Origin of the sequence: Enterococcus sp. C46 (assembly GCF_040887565.1) — a bacterium.
GTDB classification, from domain to species: Bacteria; Bacillota; Bacilli; order Lactobacillales; family Enterococcaceae; genus Enterococcus_B; species Enterococcus_B lactis.
In genome coordinates this window covers 362,123-378,653 of record NZ_JBFOGA010000003.1, presented here as the reverse complement: position 1 = coordinate 378,653, position 16,531 = coordinate 362,123, and the positions used below count along the sequence as shown (strand labels likewise).

19 protein-coding genes and 1 pseudogene are annotated in these 16,531 nt (G+C 38.0%); 17 read left to right on the top strand and 3 right to left on the bottom strand.

All coding sequences use genetic code 11. The annotated features are described in order from the left end of the window. Window positions 1–22: 22 nt before the first annotated feature. From AB3I27_RS07480 to AB3I27_RS07460, 5 genes are read left to right on the top strand one after another with little or no spacing between them, the layout of a single operon-like run. The gene (locus tag AB3I27_RS07480) at window positions 23–1,111 is read left to right on the top strand and encodes a DUF871 domain-containing protein (RefSeq protein ID WP_104760110.1); all 1,089 of its coding nucleotides are present in this window, start codon (window positions 23–25) and stop codon (window positions 1,109–1,111) included. Window positions 1,112–1,119: 8 nt separating this feature from the next. After that, the gene (locus AB3I27_RS07475; RefSeq protein WP_104760109.1) at window positions 1,120–2,232 is read left to right on the top strand and encodes an amidohydrolase/deacetylase family metallohydrolase; all 1,113 of its coding nucleotides are present in this window, start codon (window positions 1,120–1,122) and stop codon (window positions 2,230–2,232) included. Beyond that, entirely contained in the window at window positions 2,216–3,313 is a 1,098-nt protein-coding gene (locus AB3I27_RS07470; protein WP_368022959.1) for a DgaE family pyridoxal phosphate-dependent ammonia lyase, read from the top strand. The genes AB3I27_RS07475 and AB3I27_RS07470 overlap by 17 nt, the downstream gene beginning before the upstream one ends. Before the next feature lie 13 nt (window positions 3,314–3,326). Next, a complete protein-coding gene (locus AB3I27_RS07465; protein ID WP_002308297.1) occupies window positions 3,327–4,067 on the top strand; it encodes a KDGP aldolase family protein in 741 nt (246 codons plus the stop codon). Between the two features lie 10 nt (window positions 4,068–4,077). Further along, complete coding sequence (locus AB3I27_RS07460; protein WP_002346120.1) at window positions 4,078–5,091, top strand: sugar kinase; 1,014 nt, start codon at window positions 4,078–4,080, stop codon at window positions 5,089–5,091. A 55-nt stretch (window positions 5,092–5,146) separates the two neighbouring features. Here the strand turns inward: AB3I27_RS07460 and AB3I27_RS07455 are convergent, their stop codons facing one another. Continuing rightward, window positions 5,147–5,596 carry a helix-turn-helix transcriptional regulator gene (locus AB3I27_RS07455; RefSeq protein WP_104760107.1) on the bottom strand — a complete coding sequence of 150 codons (450 nt, stop codon included), beginning with the start codon at window positions 5,594–5,596 and terminating at the stop codon, window positions 5,147–5,149. Window positions 5,597–5,910: 314 nt separating this feature from the next. On the opposite strand from AB3I27_RS07455, the gene AB3I27_RS07450 reads away from it, so the two are divergent. Further along, window positions 5,911–6,090: a hypothetical protein gene (locus AB3I27_RS07450; RefSeq protein WP_002312114.1), complete on the top strand. Its 180-nt coding sequence runs from the start codon at window positions 5,911–5,913 to the stop codon at window positions 6,088–6,090. A gap of 145 nt (window positions 6,091–6,235) precedes the next feature. Here the strand turns inward: AB3I27_RS07450 and AB3I27_RS07445 are convergent, their stop codons facing one another. Further along, entirely contained in the window at window positions 6,236–6,937 is a 702-nt protein-coding gene (locus tag AB3I27_RS07445; protein WP_368022963.1) for a hypothetical protein, read from the bottom strand. Between the two features lie 478 nt (window positions 6,938–7,415). Between AB3I27_RS07445 and AB3I27_RS07440 the strand changes: the two are divergent. The 10 genes and pseudogenes from AB3I27_RS07440 to AB3I27_RS07395 all read left to right on the top strand — a co-directional run. Continuing rightward, window positions 7,416–7,574 (top strand): annotated as a pseudogene (locus AB3I27_RS07440) (hypothetical protein); the annotation flags it as partial. A 797-nt stretch (window positions 7,575–8,371) separates the two neighbouring features. Beyond that, window positions 8,372–8,524: a CAT RNA binding domain-containing protein gene (locus AB3I27_RS07435; protein ID WP_002308304.1), complete on the top strand. Its 153-nt coding sequence runs from the start codon at window positions 8,372–8,374 to the stop codon at window positions 8,522–8,524. Window positions 8,525–8,618: 94 nt separating this feature from the next. Beyond that, window positions 8,619–9,068: a PTS sugar transporter subunit IIA gene (locus tag AB3I27_RS07430; RefSeq protein WP_002346117.1), complete on the top strand. Its 450-nt coding sequence runs from the start codon at window positions 8,619–8,621 to the stop codon at window positions 9,066–9,068. Between the two features lie 15 nt (window positions 9,069–9,083). Next, window positions 9,084–9,953, top strand: a complete 870-nt coding sequence (locus AB3I27_RS07425; RefSeq protein WP_368022958.1) for a ketose-bisphosphate aldolase — start codon at window positions 9,084–9,086, stop codon at window positions 9,951–9,953. A gap of 13 nt (window positions 9,954–9,966) precedes the next feature. Beyond that, on the top strand, window positions 9,967–10,293 hold the full coding sequence (locus AB3I27_RS07420) for a PTS fructose transporter subunit IIB (RefSeq protein WP_104760104.1): 327 nt from the start codon (window positions 9,967–9,969) through the stop codon (window positions 10,291–10,293). A 1-nt stretch (window position 10,294) separates the two neighbouring features. Then, window positions 10,295–11,392, top strand: coding sequence for a PTS fructose transporter subunit IIC (locus tag AB3I27_RS07415; protein WP_104760103.1), 1,098 nt, complete (start codon window positions 10,295–10,297; stop codon window positions 11,390–11,392). A 10-nt stretch (window positions 11,393–11,402) separates the two neighbouring features. Then, complete coding sequence (locus AB3I27_RS07410) at window positions 11,403–11,909, top strand: D-lyxose/D-mannose family sugar isomerase (protein WP_002308311.1); 507 nt, start codon at window positions 11,403–11,405, stop codon at window positions 11,907–11,909. A gap of 410 nt (window positions 11,910–12,319) precedes the next feature. Beyond that, on the top strand, window positions 12,320–12,895 hold the full coding sequence (locus AB3I27_RS07405) for a TIGR00730 family Rossman fold protein (RefSeq protein ID WP_002293608.1): 576 nt from the start codon (window positions 12,320–12,322) through the stop codon (window positions 12,893–12,895). Continuing rightward, the gene (locus AB3I27_RS07400) at window positions 12,895–13,335 is read left to right on the top strand and encodes a nucleoside 2-deoxyribosyltransferase (RefSeq protein WP_002308312.1); all 441 of its coding nucleotides are present in this window, start codon (window positions 12,895–12,897) and stop codon (window positions 13,333–13,335) included. The genes AB3I27_RS07405 and AB3I27_RS07400 overlap by 1 nt, the downstream gene beginning before the upstream one ends. Before the next feature lie 15 nt (window positions 13,336–13,350). Then, window positions 13,351–14,052: a deoxynucleoside kinase gene (locus AB3I27_RS07395; RefSeq protein WP_002293604.1), complete on the top strand. Its 702-nt coding sequence runs from the start codon at window positions 13,351–13,353 to the stop codon at window positions 14,050–14,052. Window positions 14,053–14,549: 497 nt separating this feature from the next. Here AB3I27_RS07395 and AB3I27_RS07390 read toward each other — a convergent pair whose 3' ends face one another. Next, complete coding sequence (locus AB3I27_RS07390; protein ID WP_002308314.1) at window positions 14,550–14,975, bottom strand: hypothetical protein; 426 nt, start codon at window positions 14,973–14,975, stop codon at window positions 14,550–14,552. Window positions 14,976–15,204: 229 nt separating this feature from the next. Here AB3I27_RS07390 and AB3I27_RS07385 point away from each other — a divergent pair, with 229 nt between their 5' ends. Continuing rightward, a complete protein-coding gene (locus AB3I27_RS07385) occupies window positions 15,205–16,530 on the top strand; it encodes a PTS sugar transporter subunit IIC (protein WP_002312120.1) in 1,326 nt (441 codons plus the stop codon). Window position 16,531 lies beyond the last annotated feature (1 nt).

Below are 16,531 nucleotides of genomic sequence, written 5' to 3'. Positions count from 1 at the left end.
AAAAGAAAGAAGAGAACAAACCATGAAACGTTCATTAGGCATTTCCCTTTACCTAGACCACAGTGATCCTCAAAAAGATCGTGAGTATATCGAAACAGCCCATCAGTATGGATTCAGCAGAATTTTTATGAGTATGCTTGAGGTCACGGAAGATCCGGAAGTCGTTCAGAAAAAATTTCAGCAATTAATCTTTTTTGCAAAAGAGAGGGGATTTGAAACGATAGTAGATGTTTCGCCGGCTATCTTTGAACAATTGAATATTTCTTATGATGATTTAGGTTTTTTCCATAGATTAGGCGCAGATGGCATTCGTTTGGACTTAGGATTTGATGGGCGAAAAGAAGCACTTTTGACTTTTAATCCTTATCACTTGGCCATCGAGTTGAATATGAGTAATGATGTGGCTTATCTAGAAAATATCTTGACGCATCAGGCAAATACATCTTTTCTATATGGCTGTCATAATTTTTACCCGCAAGAAGGAACGGCTTTGCCGTATCATTTTTTCCAATCAAGTAGTGAACGATTCAAAAAAAACGGTATTCGAACGGCAGCCTTCATTACTTCACAATCAGGTACAATCGGGCCGTGGGATATCAATGATGGACTGCCTACTTTAGAAATGCATCGCCATCTTTCTGTCGAAACAGCGGCCAAGCATTTGTTTGCCACAAACCTAATTGATGATATAATTATTGGAAACGCATACGCAAGTGAAGAAGAATTGAAGTCATTAGGGCATTTGGATCGTTACCAGACTGTTTTTAGAATTGAATTTGTTGCAAATGTAAATGAGGTGGAACGGCAAATCGTATTGGAAGAGCAACATGTACGTCGAGGGGACATCACAGACCAAGTGATCCGATCAACGGAAGTTCGAAAAAAATACCAAAAAGACGAAAACAAAGTACATGATACTGAGTTTGAATTTGTCGTAGGAGATGTTGTCGTTGGGAATGACCGCTTTGGCAAATATAAAAACGAACTTCAGATCGTATTGGAGCCACACAGTGATCCGCGAAAGAATAAAGTAGGACATATTACTCCAGAAGAATTGATCTTGCTACCGTTCATTCATCCATGGTCTAAATTCAAATTTATAGAAAAGTAGGAATGATTATGTATGATTTAGTCATTAAAAATGCAAGAGAGCTTAACGGGAAGATCTTCGATATCGGGATAGAAAAAGGAAAGATCTGCGAAATCGCCCCTCTCATCACACAAAAAGCTCGTCAGGAAATCAGCTTGACCCCTCAGCAATATTTGTCGGCTGGTTGGATCGACGATCATGTTCATTGTTTTGAGGAAATGACTTTGTATTATGATTATCCAGATCAGATCGGTGTGAATAAAGGTGTGACAACAGTCATAGATGCAGGGACAACTGGGGCAGAAAACATTGCTGATTTTTATGAACATGCCAAACAGGCAAAAACAAATGTCTATGCGCTTTTGAATATCTCAAAATGGGGAATCGTTGCACAAGATGAACTAGCAGATCTAAACAAGATTCAAGTTGATATGGTAAAGCAAAAAATCAAGGAACTGCCAGATTTCATTATTGGAATCAAAGCACGGATGAGCAAGAGCGTAGTTGGTCAAAACGGCATCACTCCACTAGAACTGGCAAAAAGGATACAAAAAGAAAACCATCAGCTTCCTTTGATGGTCCATATCGGTTCTGCTCCGCCGGAATTGCCGGATATCCTCTCTTTACTGGAATCAGGAGATATCATGACTCATTGTTTCAATGGGAAAACAAACGGCATCTTGGATCAAGAAACGAAAACAATCAAACAAATAGCTGTAGAAGCAAAAAATCGAGGAATCATCTTCGATATCGGACACGGGACGGATAGTTTTAATTTCCAAGTTGCGGAAACTGCCTATCACCAAGGGATAAAAACAGATACGATCAGTACAGATATCTATATTCGTAATCGCAAAAACGGTCCAGTCTATGACTTAGCTACAACGATGGAAAAATTGAAGCTTGTCGGATATACGTGGGAAGAAATCATCGAAAAGGTGACGGAAGTTCCTGCACAGAATTTCCATTTGAAAACAAAGGGACAAGTCAAAGAAGGCTTTGACGCTGATTTTACTGTTTTTGAATTGATCAATCAACCCAAGGAACTAATCGATTCCAATGGAGAGAAAAGACAGTCAAATCAGCAAATCAAACCAGTACAAACAATCATCGGAGGAAAAAGTTATGCATGCGAATCATGAGAAATTTCAGCTGAAGAAAGTCATTAATGCTTCAGGAAGAATGACGATTCTAGGCGTCTCGACCCTTTCAGAGACAGTTCTTGACGCGCAACGTTTTGGCGGTCAGCATTTTTTTGAGATGGAAGAATTAAGCATTCAAACAGGAAAATATTTAGCCGATTTGCTAGAAGTTGAAGATGTCCAGATCGTTTCATCCGCCTCTGCAGGAATTGCTCAATCGGTAGCTGCTGTTATAGGCAAAGGAGAACTGTATCCCCTTTATCACCCTTATGCAGAATCCATCAAAAAACGACAAATCATTTTGCCGAAAGGACACAATGTAGATTACGGAACGGCTGTGGAAATCATGGTACAGCAAGGAGGCGGTCAGGCAGTCGAAGCAGGTTACGCCAATATGTGTACGCCTGAACAAATCGAAATGATGATCACAGAAGAAACAGCAGGGATTCTCTATATAAAAAGTCATCACACGGTACAAAAAAGTATGCTTGACGTGTCAGAGGCAGCACATATTGCCAAAAAGAACCAGATTCCGTTGATCGTTGATGCCGCGGCAGAAGAAGATCTGAAAAAATATGTGCAAATGGGCGCTGATTTGGTTATTTATTCAGGGGCAAAAGCAATCGAAGGACCAAGTGCCGGAATGGTCATTGGGAAAAAAACGTATGTTTCATGGGTCCGGATGCAATCAAAAGGAATTGGACGTTCCATGAAAATCGGAAAGGAAAATATCCTTGGTTTTGTCCAAGCAGTGGAAGACTATTTGAACAAAGGCAGTGAGTCTGGCCCTGCAATGAAAGAAAGATTACAGCCATTCATCGAACAACTTAATCAAATCAATCATTTAGAAGCTAAGATCGTTCAAGATAGCGCAGGTCGAGCAATCTATCGAGCAAGTGTGAAAGTTTCAGGAAATCAATCAGCTAAACAAGTGATTAAAGCATTGAAAGAAAAAAATCCTGCCATCTATACAAGAGAATACCAGGCAAACAACGGCATCATCGAATTCGATATCCGTTCTGTCAGTCAACAGGAGATGGCAAAAATCATCGATCGTTTAAAAGAAATCTTGAAGAACTAGGAGAGAAAAAGGAATGAGATTAAGTCCCAATTATTTAAAAGATAAGATCTGTCTAAATGTGTTAGCAAATTCTGTAGAAAACGCAAAAGAATGCTATGAGGCAGCGGAAGGCCATATCGTTTTAGGTGTACTTTCAAAGAACTTTTCTGACGACGAAACAGCTATTGCAGAAATGAAAAAATACCAGCAAGCAACAAATAACGCCTTGTCCATCGGTTTAGGCGCGGGAGACCCAAACCAGAGCCAGATGGTCACTCGTTTAGCCGAAGTATTGCAGCCTCAGCATGTCAATCAAGTATTTACAGGAGTAGGAGCTTCCAGAGCAGTATTGAAACAGACAGAAACGGTCATCAACGGTTTGGTTTCTCCCACGGGTAAAGAAGGGTACGTAAACATCGCAACTGGTCCTTTAAGTTCACAAGGACCTGCAGGAGTCGTGACACTTGAAACAGCTATTCGATTATTGAAAGATATGGGCGGCAGCTCGATCAAATATTTTCCTATGAAGGGACTTTCCCATATCAAAGAATATAAAGCCTTAGCGGAAGCTTGTGCTGCCAATGATTTTTATTTAGAGCCAACTGGCGGGATCGACCTTGATAATGTGGAAGAAATCGTACGGATCGCAATAGACGCAGGAGTGAAAAAGGTCATTCCTCATGTATATAGTGCGATTATCGACAAGGATACAGGGAATACACGCCCAGAAGAGGTACGTCAACTGTTGCAATTGATGAAAAAAATCGTGGAATAAGGTGAGAAGAATGAAAATCGGTGCATTTGGGGAAGTCATGCTGCGACTCACTCCTCCTGAACATTTGATGCTGGAACAAACCCATACCTTACGCATGGCTTATACAGGGACCGGCGTAAATCTGGTAGGGAATCTTGCCCATTTTGGCGTTGAAAGTTATTTACTGACGGCTCTGCCAGACAATCGACTAGGAAAAGCAGCACTCACTAATTTGAAGGGCCTAGGTATCCAGACGAAGTATGTGATCCATCAATATCAACACATCGGCACTTATTTTGCAGAAATGGGGTATGGTGTCCGCCCGACAGAAGTCACTTATCAAAATCGAAAACATAGCTCATTTGGTTTATCTGTGATGGAGGATTATGACTGCGTAGCGTTTATTGATGAGATCGACTTGATCCATATCTGTGGGATCAGTTTAAGTTTGTCTGATGAGACAGCTGAAACGGCTATCCAATTAGCAGAACAAGCACATAAAGCAGGGAAAAAAGTTTGTTTTGATTTCAATTATCGTCCTAGTTTGAATCAAGAAGATGGAAAAAAAGAACAAATGAAGAAGCGTTATCATACAATGTTACCTTATTGCGACATCTTGTTTGGCTCAGTCAGAGATCTGACAGAGCTAGTGCAGTGGGAGGAAACAGCCGATGTAGAAAACGAACATGATCCTATTTCTTACATCCAGTCCTTTATGAACCACTACGATATCCAATGGTTTGCTGGGACAAGGCGAGAAAGTGTAGATGGAAGAAAACAGTTAAGTGGTTATTTGATCACACAACAAGAAGCAGAGAAAACAACTGTTTATCCTTTGGATGTACTCGATCGAATCGGGGCAGGAGATGCATTTGCTGCAGGGATCTTACTCGGTTTCTCTGAAAAGTGGTCCTTACAGAAGACCGTTTATTTTGCCTTAGGAAATGCTCGACTAGCTCATTCGATCCAAGGAGATGTTCCGTTAACGACAAGAGAACAAGTCGAACGTCTGCTGAATGATCCTGAAACAGACTTGATCCGGTAAAAAGATTCAGGGATAAAACAGGTTAGGATTGTTTGTTGTCCTAGCCTTGTTTTTGCTAAAGTAGCTGAAAGTAAAATAAAAGGAGTACACCAAGACAATTACATAAAGCTAAAAAGTATATGAGAGGATAACACAGGCGAAGAAAATGCGAATGAATGTATTTTTTCCACATGTTGAAAAGAAATAGAGTAATCACAGAAACAAAAGGGATCAGGAAAGACAGAACAACGAGTAAACAGATGAAAAATCGAATCAATTGTATTCTTTCCGAAGATATTTCCTCTGCTTTCATGGGAGCTTCAGGGAGATCAGGAAGAAATATAGAGAGTGTTTGACCATATAATTTAGCTAAGCGATAAACATTTTCGTGATCTGGAAACGAGCGGCCATTTTCCCAATTTGAGACTGTCTGTCTAGTAATCGCGAGCTTTTTTGCTAATTCTTCTTGCGTATGTCCATGTTCTTTTCGTAGTTGTTTTAATTTTTTTGGAAAAAAATCCCTCATAAATACTCTTCCTCTCATTATGTAAAAGCGCTTTTACATTCATTTAACTCATTGTAAAAAGATTTTATCTATTCAGTCAAGAACAAAATAGGCAAAATAGAATTATCAAAAGAATGAGGTGAAAAGAATGAAAAAAATAATTTTAACTCTTACTAGTATAAGTATGCTAGGTGTATCTTTCAGTCCAAGTGTCTCTGCTTTCACGATACAAAATTCAGCAGAAACAAGCGATAGACAAACTATTGAGATGAACGAATTTGATAACGACATGCACGGCCGCAACTAACGAAAAAAACGTTGAAAGTAGGAATATAATGGAATGGATTCGCACAGCTTTTCATATAATCTTTATTGAAAACGGATTGATTCTAGCTATTTTACTGTTAAGTATTGCAGTTGTTTCCAATAGTTTAGTGATATCTACTCAGAAAAAAGAAATGGAGATTCTTGAAAAACGCATGAGTTGTTTGGAAAAAAAGCAAACATCAAAATAATAAGCTATTTAAGTGAATGAACGAAGGAAAAAGTTTATCTGATTTATTGAAATCAAAAACATTAGATTCTCTAGAAAATGCGTATGATTCCTGTCTCAGTCGAAGAAAGCCAAGTTGTTAAATAGATGTTTTTGGTTGTCTTCGTTCAATTGTCGATTACCATGACATCAATAAGCTGTTTGATATCTTCAGGAGTGTTGGTAGGGATACTGATTGTAGAAGCTTCATCTAGTATTTTTTGAGTCTTTTCTTTGACTAGCTCAGGATGATCAGAAGTTTCATCATGTTGCCAGTGAGAAGGAACAGAATATTGAGTTATTGTACCGTCATGATTGCTAGAATAAACTACTAAACCTTGGAAACTTATATTCCCACTGAGTATGACTGTTTCAGCTGGAAAAGCGACACTTCCTTGGTCATAAGGGTCAATTGGAGTTCCTGCTGGAGACTTAGAAACATGCAGTTCAAAACCAGTACTTGGATCAGCTAACCATTGTTTATATTGTGTGCCCATCACAGCTAGCCAAACTCTAGCGTATTCTATTTCTAGATCAGAATAATTACTTAACAAATCAGTTGAATTACTGACTTGTGGACCTATCGATTCACTGACAGAAGCATAAGTCTCACTACTATTTGTTGACGGTACAGTTGACGACGAAGTAGTTGATGCAACGATGGAAGAACTAGTGGTTTGTGAAACTGATTCACTACTGCTTTTGACAGTAGCGCTTGATTCGTTATTCGTTTTACTGTCAGTTGTTGCTTCACGAGAAGTAGTGTTTTCAATAACAGTCGAATGAGGTGTTGACTGGCGAGTGTTTTTTTGTTCACAACCAACAAACAGAAGTACGAGAGGGAGTAAAATGAATTCCTTTTTTTCATGAAATTAACCTCCAATTATCTAAGAAAATAAAATAACGTTTTTCTTTCTATTTATTGTACTCCTGTATAATAAAGAGGAAAAGGATATTTGGTTAAGAAATCTCTCTGGTTTGGAGAGAATTAGATGAAAATTAAAAGCTAATCTGAATAGAATTTTTTTATAACCATATGATACAGCAAAGTTACTCTTTTACTTAGTATGGAAATCAAAATATTTAGCATAAGTATTATTTTTTTACATAAAGTGGTTGTTTTTGATATATTAATTTGGCACTTTGTGATTATGTAAAAGAACAACGTGATGCTGAGCGAATCAAAGTAGTGACAGCATCTGATCTTGCAAATGATGTACAATAAAGAAGATGATTAAAGATTCGAAAAACGATAATTAATCATTTGAGCCACACACTTAAGAAGAGGGGAATGAAGAAAAAATTTTGGTGGACGAACAAGATGATAGCGGAGTTCCATGGATCTTTGGACGAGTAGATGCTAATGTACAAGACTATCCAGAAAAAACGAGTTTACAACGACAAGCGAAACAACAGTTACTTGCAGGTGCACACATTGGCTCCGCTTTAGGCATTCTTTCCCTATAACTTTAACACTTCAAAATATTTTAAACATATAAATAACTGCATTAACCAAAAAATTAGACTTCTATAAATGAGGGAAATCTGCTCATTCATAGAAGTCTAGTGATTAAAGGAAGCTTTTAATTCATGGAAGCTAAGATAAGCTACTCCACCATTAAATGAACCAAACGCCTCACCTCACATCTTGAAACTATTAGAAGAAAGAAGAAGAGAAGGGGCACTCGAAAAAAGTGTATTTCGCAAATGGGGCATAAAAGAATAAGAAATGTTGCTTTTACAAAAACCTGACCGAAAAACAGTACACATTTTCGTGTTTTTTCGTTTTTTCTTGACTACTGTTGGCGCTATCAGTATCATAAATGGCAGATAGAAACAGCCAAATAAAAAAAGGCACCTCTGCTTCTAGTGGCAGCTAGAAACAGAGGCCTTGAAAAGTCATCACACGTGACCGTCCAAGTTTGCCATAGTCAATGTAAATACATCAACCTTGTTTATTGTATCGAATCTAAAAGGAGAAATCTACCCTTTAGAGGAGAAAATTTAACAAATTGTATGCGTTTTATTTGCTGAGCAAAAGGTATTGGACATTGTGTTCAATACCTTTTTTATCTGAACATACACCTGAAGATAAATCTGCTCTATTCGAAGATTTTATATTCTTTTAATAGAGCTACAGCCAGCAGATCCGGTCAGTGTAAAAAGATGCTTTTTTTCGTCAAAAGAACCAGCCTTTGCGTATCATATTATGAAAGCAGATTTTATTTGGCTGTTTTCTATCACTGAAAGGAGAGGAGCAACCGATGCAAGTGGTCGCTGTTTTGAATCACAATGCTATCATTGCGAAATCAAACGAAGGAGAGTGGGTGTTGATCAAAAAAGGAATCGGATTCAAACGAAAGATCGGAGATTTAATCCATGAAAGAGAGGTGGAAAGTGTCTATCAAAAAATCTAAAATTTGGGGAGTCACTGTTCGACAGGCTTGACCCATTTCGCTGAAGCGGAATGCGTCAAGCCTGTTTTTTTGAAGGGAGGAAATATCACTGGAATTGACTCAAGTCATTTATGAAGAGTTGCTGATCATTCATTCGAGTGCACGAACGAAACGTCAAATCTTAAAAGAATTAACCCAACTTATGACGGATAAAGGCGTAATATCCGATACAGAGAGTTTCTTAGAGGATGTCTATCAAAGAGAAGCAGAAGGAGCAACAGGAATCGGACAAGGAATCGCTATCCCTCATGGTAAGTCAACAAGCGTCAGACAGACAGTAATCGCGGCTGCTACTTTAGCTGATCCAATCCCATGGGAAACATTAGATGAACGACCTGTAGAGATTGTGATTTTATTTGCTGTACAAGAAGGAGATAAAAATAAAGGACATCTTCAGCTTTTACAAAAAATTGCTGTACTTTTGGCAAGAGAGAAGTTTATCAAAGAACTGAAAAAAGCTACTTCAATCGAAGAATTGTATACATTATTGACACAAAATGACTAGGAGGAACGATAACGTATGTTAGTAACAGGAAAAGAAATACTAGCTGTAGCAAATGAGAAAGGCTTTGCCGTACCTGCCTTCAATGCAGGTTCTGGACAATTATTGAACGCAGTGATAGAAGCTTGCGAAGAAGCACAAGCTCCTGTCATGATTGCGATCCATCCAGAAGAACTGAAATTTTTGACAGATAGTTTCGTTGCTCAAGTAAAATACGCGGCTGAGCAGACAGATATCCCTATATGTATCCATTTAGATCATGGTGCTGACTTTAACCAAATTATTCATGCCATCCGCCTAGGTTTTACTTCGGTCATGATCGATGCATCTCACCTATCATACGAAACGAACGTTATGTTATCTAAAAAAGTAGTAGAAGCTGCTCACGCTAGTGGTATTTCTGTAGAGGCTGAACTGGGAACGATTGGAGACACAGGTAATACCATAGAAGGGGGTGTCAGCGAGATTATTTATACAGATCCGTCACCAGCACAAGCATTTATTGAGGAGACGGGGATCGATAGCTTGGCGATCGCTATTGGAACAGCTCATGGAATCTATCCTAAGGAACTCAAACCTAAGCTACGACTCGATATTTTAGAAACGATACGATCATTGACCACTGTTCCTTTAGTCCTCCATGGAGGATCGAGCAACCCAGATGAGGAGATACGTCAGGCAGTTGAATTAGGAATAAACAAAATCAATATTTCCAGTGATATCAAAATAGTATTCGCAGAAAAACTCCGAGATATCTTGAACTCGGGAGATTTAGAGATCCGTGAACCGAATGTGCTGTTTTCGCCTTGTATGGAAGCTGTTAAACAAGTTGCATTAGATAAAATTCATTTATTCAAAGCAGACAATAAAGCAAAATATTATATGTGAGGGGGAGTGCAAAATGAAGATCGTAGGGATCGCAGCTTGTACTGCGGGAATTGCACACACGTATATCGCAAAAGAAAAATTGCTTCAAGCAGCGGAGAGTCTTGGTCATGAGATCTGGATCGAGACACAGGGGCTTGCTGGGACACAAGATCTACTGAGCCAAACATGCATCGCGGATGCAGATGTTGTGCTTATCGCTGCAGACATCAAGGTGAATGGGAAAGAGCGGTTTCTTGGAAAAAAAATAGTCGAAGTACCAACTAGTCTAGTTGTCAAATCTCCGAGAAAACTGATTGAAAAATTAGAAAAGATGTTGGATGGACGAACGAAAGGAGTATAAGATGGAGAAATTGAAATCAATCGGCTTCAAAAAACATTTGATGACGGCGATCTCTTTCTTTTTACCTATCGTCGTTGCTTCTGGATTCTTGTTGGCTATTGGAAATATGTTGGATGGTACAACGATCGAATCCTTCACAGATGGTTTTTCTTTTGCAGATACGATGACAACGATGGGTGGATATGGTTTAGGTTTATTACCGATGATCGTTTCCTGTGCGATAGCTTATTCAATGGCAGATAAGCCTGGTATTGCACCTGGTTTGATTGTCGGGATGACTGCTAGTGGGATCGGAGCGGGTTTTTTAGGTGGGATGGTTGGCGGATATTTATCTGGATTAGTCGTTATTGGATTAACGGCAGGAATCAAAGTACCTAAATGGATGGATGGTCTAATGCCAACTCTGGTTCTGCCATTCCTCAGTTCTTTCATCGGCGGGTTGATCATGTACTATGTAATAGGAACACCCATCAATTGGCTTACAGAAATGCTTACAGGTTATTTAAGTGATTTGGATACTTCTTCGTTATTTTTATACGGAGCAGTAATTGGGGTATTGTCATCAATCGATTACGGCGGAGCTATCAATAAAGTCGTATTTGCGTTTGTGTTTGCTTTGTTTTCAGAAGGAATCTATGAACCAATCACTGTATTGATCTTAGCTTCAATGGTCACCCCATTCGGCTTGACGATTGCTTATTTCTTAGGGAAAATCATTCGTAAAAATATATTCAATCGTCAAGAAATCGATACATTGAAGACAGCTTTTCCTATGGGGATTTGTCAAAACACTGAGGGGTGCTTTCCTATCGTATTGAATGACTTGGCACGTAATGTCATAGCAACAGGTGTTGGTGGGGCAGTCGGCGGTGGATTGAGCATGCTATGGGGAGCAGATAGCCGTATCCCGGCATCAGGAATGTTTGCAGTCGCTACGATGACTAGACCATGGTCATTCATTGGCGCTTTATTAGCTGGTTCTTTTGCTACGGGAATAACTATTTTATTATTGAAAAAACCAGTTGACCCAAATGCAGAAGTCATCCAAGAAGAAAAAGAGGAAGAAGAGATATCTTGGGATGACTTGACAATCAGTTAGGAGGAACAGAATGGATTACAAGAAAAGAGTACAACAAATGTTCCTAGATTCAGGAGTAGTATTGAAAGAAACAGAATTAGAAAGAATCGAATATACAGATTTTGGATTAGGAGCAATCGAGACTGAAGGATTGAATTTATTTGTTTATGAAAATAATGAGCGATACTGTGGGAAAGAACTGGTATTATTGCCTTATCAAACTTGTCCAGAGCATCGGCACCCACCTCGAGATGAGAATGAAGGAAAAAAGGAAACCTTTCGTTGTCGAAAAGGCTTAGTATATCTTTATGTCGAAGGAAAAGAAACAAAAAAACTTTCCTGTATTATTCCAAAGGGGCAAGAACGTTACTATACGGCAAAAAAAGAAATCATACTTCACGCTGGAGACCAGTACACGATCGAACCAAATATTAAACACTGGTTCCAGGCAGGTGCAACAGGCGCGGTTATCACCGAATTTTCTTCCAGCAGTGATGATCCAAGTGATAGTTTTACGAATCCAGCTATTTATCGTTAATACAAAGGTTTGGGAACAAGCTGATGAACCAAAATGATCAAATTTCGATTATTTGGTTCGTCGGCTTTTTTATTTAGAGAAACATCAGGCGTTGGTGAAATATAACACGAGAATAAAATGGATTTTTCATTAATAGGAGAAACAAGTGTGTGACTATTTAAATAATGCGTGTTATTGACATGCAGGACGAAATCCCAATTTCTTCTATAAGTAAGTCGTTTCAATTTTATATTTACTAGTTATTTATTTTTTTTGGTTACTGTAAAATAGCTGAAAAATTATTTTTTGCAAATACTATATATAGTGGTGCTTGATCTATATACCACTAAAAAACTACAAAATCTAGTCTTTTATTTTAAAAAAACACGTGTAGAATGAAGATAGACTTTTGAGTTAGGGAGTGTTTTTTTATGAAACTTACTGTTTTTTGCGGTTCCCGTTTTGGCAATAAAGAAAGCTACAAATTTATTGCGCAAACGTTAGGAAAATATATGGCACAAGAAGAAATCGAACTGGTTTACGGTGGTTCATACTCCGGGATTATGGGAGTGATTAGTAAAACAGTACTGGAAAATAACGGAAAAGTCACAGGTATCTATCCAAATGGCCTTTTTGAAACTGAGCTGCCTGGGAAAGATGTTACTACATTTATTCCTACAGAGACAATTGATGAAAGAAAGGTATTATTATTTGAAAAAGGAGATGCTGTCCTCGTTTTCCCTGGAGGTCTAGGTACATTGGAGGAATTTTCGCAACTTCTTTCTTGGATAGCGATCGGCCTGACACCTGATAAGCCAATCGGAATATTGAATATTGGCGGTTATTACAGCGGCTTGCAACAATTATTAGAAACTTTTGCAAAAGAGGATTTTATGGATAAAAAATGGTTGGATCAAGTGATCTTTTCCAACAATCCATTGGAACTGGTCAATGAATTACGAGCAGTATCTATTAAAAATCAGTTATTATTGAAGGAGGCAAAATAATGAGTCAAATATATTTAGCAGGACCATTTTTTTCAGAGGAGCAAATCGATCGAGTAAGTCGTATCGAAAAAGCGTTGGAGGAAAACAAAACAGTTACAAGTTTCTACTCTCCACGTCATCACCAAGAAAGCAATTATGAACTATTCAGTGCTGGTTGGGCGCAAGAAGTATACGAAAAAGATATGGAAGAGTTGACAAATGCAGAATTTGTTGTGGCTATCCTTGACTTTGAGCATCAAACAATCGATCCAGGAACGGCTTACGAATTAGGTGTGGCAACTATGTTGAAAAAACCGATGATCATCGTACAAGAAGAGACGGTACCTACGAACTTGATGATTACACAAAGTCTTCACACGTATTTAAAATCAGACCAAGCTGTACGTGAATATGATTTTGAAAAATTGCCTGTTGAAACTTACGTAGGCGAGTACTTATAGAAGAGGAAGGGTTGTATGTCAGTGATTTTGATTTCAGGAACGATTGGTGCAGGTAAGAGCAGTTTGACGGATATGCTTGCAAAAGAGATTGATTCTAAACCATTTTATGAAAATGTCGAAGATAACGAAGTATTGCCGCTTTTTTATTCAAATCCTGAGCAGTACGCATTTTTATTGCAAATCTTCTTTTTGAATAAGCGATTTTTAGCAATGAAAAATGCTTTAGTGAACGATGACAATGTGCTAGACCGCTCCATCTACGAAGATAGTCTGTTGTTCCATCTAAATGCTGATTTAGGTCGGGTAACGGATATCGAAGTACAGCAGTACGATAGCTTATTAGATACGATGCTAAACGAGTTAGATGATGTTGCTCCAAAAAAACGTCCTGATTTGATGGTCCATATCAAAGTTTCTTTGGACACGATGCTAGAACGTATCAAAAAACGCGGGCGTGACTATGAACAGCTAGAAAGCGATGAAACGTTATACACCTATTACGAAACATTGAACACCCGCTATAATCAATGGTATGAGGATTTTGATGTATGTCCTAAAATACAAGTGGATGGGGATACATTCGATTTTGTAGAAAATCCAGAAGATGCAAAAAAGGTGATTCGTCAGATCCAAGAAAAATTAGCTGAATTGGAAGGAAAGCCTGCTGGAAAATATTTTACAGATAATCAGCATGCGAAAGGTCAAGAATTAGGCTAAAAGTAAAAAACCAAACGACGGGAAAGAAAAATTACTACGTGATGTAGAATAAGTCTTTCTATCGTTTGGTTATTTTATATTCAAAGATGTGAAATAAATAAAACGTTACTCTTTGATTTGTGAACTGAAATGATCCACTGTTTGTTTTACTGATTCCAGTTTTTGAAGCTTGATCAAAGGAAGAAGCTGAGTTTGAAGCTCATAAAAATCAGCCATAGTGAGTTTTGCTTGATTTTGCTTATCTTCTTTTGTTTTTTACATAATTTTTGACAGGATAAGATTCAAACGATTTAAAAGAATCTTTGACTAGTTTGTGGCAATTGTCGCATATACTCAAACTTCCTTGATCATTAAATTCTGTATGGATATTTTTGTTGTTATTACATGTACAATAATCAGGACTATCGATCATCCATTTCGTCTCCTTTACAGTCATCTTGCTTCTTTACTATAGCAGAAAAGAAGGGGAGAAACAAAAGAAGATCCAACAGATGGCACTATAGACTGTAGATGTTGCCATCCTTATCCTTCAAACGGTAATTACCGATTTTGGTAAATGTGACTGTTGCTTCTTTTTTATTTTCTTTTCCTGAAATAATATATTCGTCATCTTTGGTAGTAATCTTGATATCTGTCAGCACTGTTTTTTTTTCAGATGATTCAGAAGAATCAGCTCCTTGTGTCTGATACGTGCGTGTCCATTCCATTTTTTTATCTGTAAATGTCAACTGTCCCGCGGATAAATCCATATCTTTACGTACTTTTAGCGTATATACACTGTTGGTGATATCTGCTTTTTCCGCTTTTAAGACAGAAGAATCGGTTGTTTCGTCCGAGGATTGGTCAGAGCCGCCAAACAAATCACAGCCAGTCAATGTCAAAAGTCCCGCAGACAAAATAAATAGTACGATTAATTTCTTCAAAATACTTCCCCCATTTGATAGGATAAAGAAATTATACCATTGGAAAGTAAAACTTCAAACGGATGGAAGAGAAAAAATTCACAAAATACCATTAAATAGAATAATTTTTCAAAAGTCATAAAAAATCCACCACCTTTAGAAAGCGTTTTAAAAAATGTGTTGCAATCTTTAAAAAAAGTGCTATATTAAAAATGAACCGGTTCAATTTTAGAATCTAGGAGATGAAATAATGAAAGTCGTAGACAGACTATCTGAAAAAATGCTACCAATCGTATCTAAGATGAGTAGCCAGCGACACTTGCTGGCCATTCGAGACAGTTTTATCGTTACTATGCCGTTAGTAATGGCTGCTTCTGTCATGGTTTTGCTGAATGCTCTGATTTTTTCAAATGCAACAGTCCAAAGAATACTTGATCTAAGTCCATTGGCTGAACTTGCTTCAATCGTGAATAATGGTACGATGAGTATTTTAGCTATTATCGTGTGTTACAATATCGGCTGGAATTTGGCAACCCACTATATCCAAACAGGCGTGATTGATGATCCATCATTTAGTCCTGTTCATGCAGGAATTCTAAGTACAGCCGTAATGTTTATTTTGATGCCTTTATCAAGTACAGTCACTTTGATGGACGGAAATACAGCAGAAGCTACAGGGGTTTTCTTACAAAGTCTGACTTCTTCGTCTGGCTTAGCAACGGCGATGATTGCTGCCCTTGTCAGTACAGAATTATTTATCAAATTAGCGAAAATGAAGAGTTTTAAAATCAGGATGCCAGAAGGAGTTCCACCGGCAGTAGCTACGTCATTTAATTCTTTAGTACCAGAAATAGTTGTCATTTTATTTTTTTCAGTTGTCGTTTTTACTTTAAACCATACGACTGGTTTGAATGTTCCGCAATTAATTGAATTAGCGATTCAGACACCATTGAAAGCTTTTGTTTTATCCGTCCCAGGCATCTTATTTTTACAGTTTTTCTCTGATTTCTTATGGGTGTTTGGTATGCATGGTTCGAGTATTTTGGCTCCTATACGGCAAGCACCTTTGTTACAGTCTATTCAGGAAAACATGGATGCTTTTTCAGTAGGAAAAGAAATTCCTAATATTATTACGGAGCCCTTTACCAATGCATTTGGATTGATCGGAGGTGGCGGGTGTATTTTACCGTTAGTTATTGCTATCTTGTGGGCTTCTAAACGTCAAGAACAGCGATCAATCGCTAAATTTGGTCTGACTACTTGTTTATTTAATATTACGGAACCAATTATGTTTGGATTACCAGTAGTCATGAATCCAATATATATGATTCCATGCGCTATTATACCATCTATTAACTTGGTTATTGCCTACGCAGCCACAAGTCTTGGAATCATCAGTAAAACAGTTGCTGCTGCACCTTGGATCACTCCACCGGTTATACAATCTTTTATTGCTACAGGAGGCGATATACGAGCAGCAGTCTTAACAGTAATACTTATCATTCTAGATGTATTTTTATTCCTGCCATTTGTATTAGCCGCTAATAAGGCAAAATTGGCAGAAGGAGGATATTAAG

Coding starts and splice junctions, on each gene's coding strand:
- AB3I27_RS07450 (WP_002312114.1), top strand. CDS start 5,911: ATGGAATGGATTCGCACAGCTTTTCATATAATCTTTATTGAAAACGGA.
- AB3I27_RS07425 (WP_368022958.1), top strand. CDS start 9,084: ATGTTAGTAACAGGAAAAGAAATACTAGCTGTAGCAAATGAGAAAGGC.
- AB3I27_RS07420 (WP_104760104.1), top strand. CDS start 9,967: ATGAAGATCGTAGGGATCGCAGCTTGTACTGCGGGAATTGCACACACG.
- AB3I27_RS07475 (WP_104760109.1), top strand. CDS start 1,120: ATGTATGATTTAGTCATTAAAAATGCAAGAGAGCTTAACGGGAAGATC.
- AB3I27_RS07410 (WP_002308311.1), top strand. CDS start 11,403: ATGGATTACAAGAAAAGAGTACAACAAATGTTCCTAGATTCAGGAGTA.
- AB3I27_RS07385 (WP_002312120.1), top strand. CDS start 15,205: ATGAAAGTCGTAGACAGACTATCTGAAAAAATGCTACCAATCGTATCT.
- AB3I27_RS07405 (WP_002293608.1), top strand. CDS start 12,320: ATGAAACTTACTGTTTTTTGCGGTTCCCGTTTTGGCAATAAAGAAAGC.
- AB3I27_RS07400 (WP_002308312.1), top strand. CDS start 12,895: ATGAGTCAAATATATTTAGCAGGACCATTTTTTTCAGAGGAGCAAATC.
- AB3I27_RS07480 (WP_104760110.1), top strand. CDS start 23: ATGAAACGTTCATTAGGCATTTCCCTTTACCTAGACCACAGTGATCCT.
- AB3I27_RS07460 (WP_002346120.1), top strand. CDS start 4,078: ATGAAAATCGGTGCATTTGGGGAAGTCATGCTGCGACTCACTCCTCCT.
- AB3I27_RS07465 (WP_002308297.1), top strand. CDS start 3,327: ATGAGATTAAGTCCCAATTATTTAAAAGATAAGATCTGTCTAAATGTG.
- AB3I27_RS07395 (WP_002293604.1), top strand. CDS start 13,351: ATGTCAGTGATTTTGATTTCAGGAACGATTGGTGCAGGTAAGAGCAGT.
- AB3I27_RS07415 (WP_104760103.1), top strand. CDS start 10,295: ATGGAGAAATTGAAATCAATCGGCTTCAAAAAACATTTGATGACGGCG.
- AB3I27_RS07455 (WP_104760107.1), bottom strand. CDS start 5,596: ATGAGGGATTTTTTTCCAAAAAAATTAAAACAACTACGAAAAGAACAT.
- AB3I27_RS07470 (WP_368022959.1), top strand. CDS start 2,216: ATGCATGCGAATCATGAGAAATTTCAGCTGAAGAAAGTCATTAATGCT.
- AB3I27_RS07435 (WP_002308304.1), top strand. CDS start 8,372: ATGCAAGTGGTCGCTGTTTTGAATCACAATGCTATCATTGCGAAATCA.